The following is a 5,604-nucleotide window of genomic DNA, read 5'->3' on the forward strand; positions in this document are numbered from 1 at the left end:
AGAAAAAGGCAGTGGTTCTCCTGCTGATTTAGAGAGAGTAAAAAGGCATGGCCCGCCTAAAGAAATCAAAAATGGTCATGATATGTGTTTTGAAGTAGGTGGAAACACAGAGTGCTTTATTGTAATATCACCCCAGCTTACAGGCGGTAAGCCCTCTTGGGGAGTATCATTAATAGACGGTGTATTTGATTATGTTTTTAATGGGCCATATAACTATCGGATAGATTTAAGTAGAGTCTATTTAACAGGTTTGAGTCTCGGTAGCAACGGAGTTTACAAATACGCTTACATGTCAACTAACGACCCTAATAAGCTTGCAGCTATCTCACCTATAGCCGCTTGGGGTGATACGAATAAAGGTTGTATCCTTTCAGAAAGAGAAATACCTTTGTGGGCATTTCATGGGGATAAGGATAACACAGTTGGCTATAATGGTGGTCTGGCAATGTTTAATTCTGTAGTAAACTGCACCTCACCAGTTCCAACAGCCGAATTAATATTTACTACTTATGAAAATGTTGGCCATAATTCATGGTCCAGGGCCTACCGCACAGACAATTCACTTCACACACCTAATTTGTATGAATGGATGCTTTCAAAATCATTACCGGGCAAACCCACGGCAAATGCAGGTGCTGATCAACAAATAACTTTACCTACTAATTCTATTACCATAAATGGATCCGGATCAGATCTCGGTGGAAGCATTACCTCCTACAGCTGGATAAAAATCAGTGGACCAACAGCGACTTTGACTAACGCCTCAACTCCAAATATCACCGCAAGTAATTTGGTTGCGGGAACATACGTATTTGAGCTCACAGTTACTGATAATGATGGAAACACCGCCTCTGATCAAATGTCATTGATTGTTAATCCTGAGGTAAGTAACATAGAACCTGTAGCAAATGCTGGAAGTGACATACTTCTTGAGTTACCAATTAATAGCACCAACATTACGGGAACTGCTACAGACAACGATGGGACGATAGTTAGCGTTTTGTGGACACAGCAAAGCGGTCCTTCCACTGCTACAATTAGTGGCCAAAGCACTAATACAATTTCTGTTTCTGACCTGATAGAAGGTGTTTACACCTTCCGTTTTAGTATTGAAGATGACGCGGGTGCCACAGATTTTGATGAAGTTAATGTCGAAGTTGTAGCTGCTGCAGCCAATGTTCCCCCAACAGCTAACGCTGGATCAGATAAATCTTTACAATTGCCAACAAACACTATTGTCTTAAATGGATCTGGCAGTGACACAGATGGATCAATATCTACTTACGAGTGGGTAAAAGTAAGCGGTCCAGGCAGTATAACCATCACCAATGCAAACAACCCATCCGTTACTCTTTCTGACTTAGTACAAGGAGTTTATAAAATGCAACTCACTGTGACTGATAATGATGGAGCAGTTGGTATTGACGATGTTTTAATCAATGTAATTGCAGCTAACCAAAACCCTATTGCAAATGCAGGACCTGATATTACCTTGACATTACCCACAAACTCTACCAACATCAGCGGTAGCAGTTCTGATAATGATGGTAGTATACAAAGCTACCTTTGGTCCCAGCTATCTGGACCTAATTCGGCCACACTTACAAATAGTAATAATCCATTAGTTTCCGTTTCAGGTTTAGTTGAGGGGGTATATACTTTTAACTTAGAAGTAGAGGATAACCAAGGGGCCACCAGCTCTGATAATGTAAAAGTCACTGTAAATTCTGCACCGGTAAATTCTGCACCGACCGCAGATGCTGGTGATGATATTAATATTACCTTACCCACAAATTCCACTACCATAGTTGGCTCTGGTTCCGATAGTGATGGCTCTATTAGCGCCTACCTTTGGACAAAAGTGAGTGGGCCTACTACTTTTACCTTATCTGGTCAAAATACGAGTACCGCTACTGTAAGTGGTTTAATTGCCGGCACCTATGGATTTAGGTTGAGAGTTACTGATAATGACGGTGCTACTGGAACAGATGAAGTACTCATAAATGTAGCGCCAGAATCAGTAAATGAATCTCCAACGGCAAATGCAGGACCTGACAAAGCACTGACCCTGCCAACTAATTCAACTCTCTTAGTTGGTTCGGGAACAGACCCCGATGGAAGCGTATCTAACTATCAATGGATGCAATTATCAGGCCCTTCCTCTGCAACACTTACCAACGCTAATACTGAAGATCTTAATGTTGCAGATTTGATTGAAGGAACTTACAATTTTCAGCTAGAAGTAACTGATAATGAAGGTGCCACAGCTACAGATGAAGCGAAAGTAATTGTAAGTTCAGCAAACATTCCTCCTGATGTATTTGCTGGTAATGATGTAAACTTAGTACTGCCAACAAACTCAGTAGATATTACAGGAACAGCCAATGACGCTGATGGAACAATCGTGAGTACAACATGGAGTCAAACTGGTGGTGCAGCGGCCACCTTTTCTCAAACGGGTAACACGATTTCTATTAGCGGACTGTCAGAGGGCTCCTACACTTTCCAGTTTAGTGCAACAGATGATGCAAGTGCTGTAAGTTCTGATGATGTAGATGTAGTAGTTACAGCATCAAATGTCTTACCCACTGTCAATGCCGGTCCAAATATATCGATCACACTTCCTACGAATAGCACCAACTTAAACGGGTCGGCTACTGATCCCGATGGTACAGTTAGCAGTTTTGCCTGGTCACAGCAAAGTGGCCCTGCCGCAGCCACACTAAGCAATCAAAACACCCCTACTCTATCTGTAAGTGGCTTGGTGGAAGGTACGTATGTTTTTAGGCTTACCGCCACAGATAACGATGGAGGTAGCGCTTCTGACAACACACAAGTAAATGTTTTACCTGAAAGTGTTAATGTTTCACCCACAGCAAATGCCGGTCCTAATATAAATTTAGTGCTGCCTACTAACACAACAAATGTAGAAGGAACTGGGGCCGATAGTGACGGTAGTATTGTGAGTTATTTATGGCAAAAACTTAGTGGACCAGCTGCAACTATCACAAATCAAAATAATCCTACAGCTACATTATCCAATTTGTTAGAAGGCTCTTATGTCTTTAGGTTGACGGTAACAGATAATGAAGGAGCCATTGGTACAGATGACATGAAAGTGACCGTGAGCCCGGCAGCTATCAATCAAACACCAACAGCAAATGCAGGAGCAGATATCGTACTTACTTTACCTACAAACAGTACTAATTTAAACGGAACTGGTAATGATCCTGACGGAAGCATAACTTCGTACCTCTGGCAACAATCAAGTGGACCTAATCTGGCAACAATATCAAACCCTAATTTAGCCACCACGAGCATTAGTAGTTTGGTAGAGGGTATCTATACCTTTACCCTAACAGTAGAAGATGATATGGGCTCTCAGGATGATGATGAGGTTCTGGTAACGGTGCAGCCAGCTTCAGCTAATCAGAAACCAATAGCTAATGCAGGAGCCGATCAAATTTTAAACCTTCCAACCAATAGCATAAACCTTAATGGTTCAGGTAGTGATCCTGATGGAACAGTAGTTTCTTACTTATGGGTAAAGAAAAGCGGCCCTACACTAACCCTAACTAACAATGATCAGCCAACAGTGAGCCTTGGTGATTTAATAGAGGGCACTTACCGCTTGACATTAACAGTAACTGATGATGAAGGAGAAGAAGGTAGTGATGATGTTATTGTCCAGGTCTTTCCTGAATCAGTCAATCAAGCTCCTGTTGTTGATGTTGGTCCTGATGTAAATATAATTTTACCTGAAAACGGTACAACAGTTACTGCGACAGTGAGTGATTCAGACGGAAGCATTTCAAGCATTGATTGGTCACAGGTATCCGGCCCTTCTACTGCTACCCTTACTGACACTGACCAGTTAGAAGTTAGCATTGCCGACCTATCTGAAGGAACTTATCGTTTTAGGTTAGTAGCCACAGATGATGAAGGTGCATCTGGTGCAGATGATGTACTTGTAAATGTCTTGCCAGTGGGAAGTAATACACCCCCCATTGCAAATGCAGGCCCCAATAAAGAAGTCTACCTTCCTGAAAACAGTGTAACTCTAACAGGGTTTGGTTCAGATGAAAATGGAAGCATCGCCTCATATCTCTGGGAAAAAGTATCAGGCCCATCCTTAACAATTGGAACAAACAATACCGCAGAAACTACATTATCAAATTTAGTAGAAGGCGATTATACTTTAAGATTGACTGTAACTGACAATGAAGGCGCTTCACATGCTGATGAAACTTCTGTTAAGGTATTTGCTGCAGGAACTAATCGAAATCCTACGGTTTCCGCAGGTGACGATATCATATTAAACTTACCAGAGTCGAGTACAACTATTGAAGGCATTGCCAATGATGTGGACGGCTCAATTGCAAGTTATGAATGGTCCGTTTTGACAGGGCCAAATACTCCTGTTTTAAATGGTCAGCTTACTTCCACTTTATCTATTAGTGATCTTATATTAGGTGAATACTCTCTCGAACTAAAAGTAGAGGACAATGATGGTCTGAGTGCGGTAGATGACCTAATAATTTATGTTGAAGAAGAAGAAACCTTAGAAGATCAAAGTCCAATAGTTAACGCTGGTGAAGACTTAGTTATTACATTACCTAACAATGAGGTGACATTGATCGGTAGTATAGTTAGAGGAATCTTCATCGAGTCATATAAATGGTCTCAATTGTCAGGTTCTACAGTAGCGCTCACTGGTGCCGACAAGGATACGCTAAACATAACTGGGCTTAGTGAAGGAAATTATGAGTTTGAGTTCGTGGCACTTGACTTAAATGGATTGAGCGGATCTGATCGAATGTCGATTTCGGTAGTTCCTGAAGGAACCACACCTAACAATATTTATCCTCAGAAAATATTCTCACCAAATGGTGATAATATTTCTGACTTCTGGATTTACGACCCAGACCCTGAAACAATACGCGAGTGTGAGATAAAGATTTTTGATAAGCGAGGAATTGAGGTTTTTAACACCAGGTCTTACAGTAATGATTGGAATGGCACATCTAATGGTCAAGAGTTGCCAGAAGGTGTATATTATTATATCTTACGATGCGAAAGCGGTAGTGGAAAAACAGGAAGTATAACCCTAATTAAGTAAAATGAAACAGCTTATTGCAATCATTTTTGTAGTTATACTACCTAGAGTTGCTTCCTCACAGGAACTACCTCTCTATAATCATTATTTCACTTATTCATACCTGTACAATCCGGCCGCAATTGCCAATAAAGAATATACAACTGTTAACTTAATTTATCGCCAACAATGGGTTGGATTAGACGATGCACCAGAATTTATTCACGCTGGTCTTCAAACTCCATTATCAGAAAATATAGCATTGGGTTTAAATTTTTCAAATCTCGAAGAAGGACTATTTAACTCCACAACCGCCTTGCTATCAACTGCTTACACGGTTGATTTTGGATTCCAAAAAAATTTGAGTTTTGGTCTGTCTGTAGGCTCAGGCAGAACTTCTCTTGATTTAGATCAAATACCTGATTTGTCAGACCCAGCTATAAACGGAGCACTAGACGAAAATTTCTACATGGAGGGTCAAGCTGGTATAAACCTGAATCTTGATAGAC

The 5,604-nt window shown here is 41.0% G+C and carries 2 protein-coding genes; both read left to right on the forward strand.

Features of this window, described 5'->3' with window-relative positions:
• Positions 1-82 precede the first annotated feature (82 nt).
• Positions 83-5,119: a PKD domain-containing protein gene (locus E1176_RS07250; protein WP_222933108.1), complete on the forward strand. Its 5,037-nt coding sequence runs from the start codon at positions 83-85 to the stop codon at positions 5,117-5,119.
• Position 5,120: 1 nt separating this feature from the next.
• Positions 5,121-5,604: PorP/SprF family type IX secretion system membrane protein (locus E1176_RS07255; protein WP_155209940.1), on the forward strand; the 484-nt coding region annotated here is incomplete at its 3' end.

Origin of the sequence: Fulvivirga aurantia, from assembly GCF_009711475.1 — a bacterium.
GTDB lineage: Bacteria > Bacteroidota > Bacteroidia > Cytophagales > Cyclobacteriaceae > Fulvivirga > Fulvivirga aurantia.

Coding starts and splice junctions, on each gene's coding strand:
- E1176_RS07250 (WP_222933108.1), top strand. CDS start 83: ATGTGTTTTGAAGTAGGTGGAAACACAGAGTGCTTTATTGTAATATCA.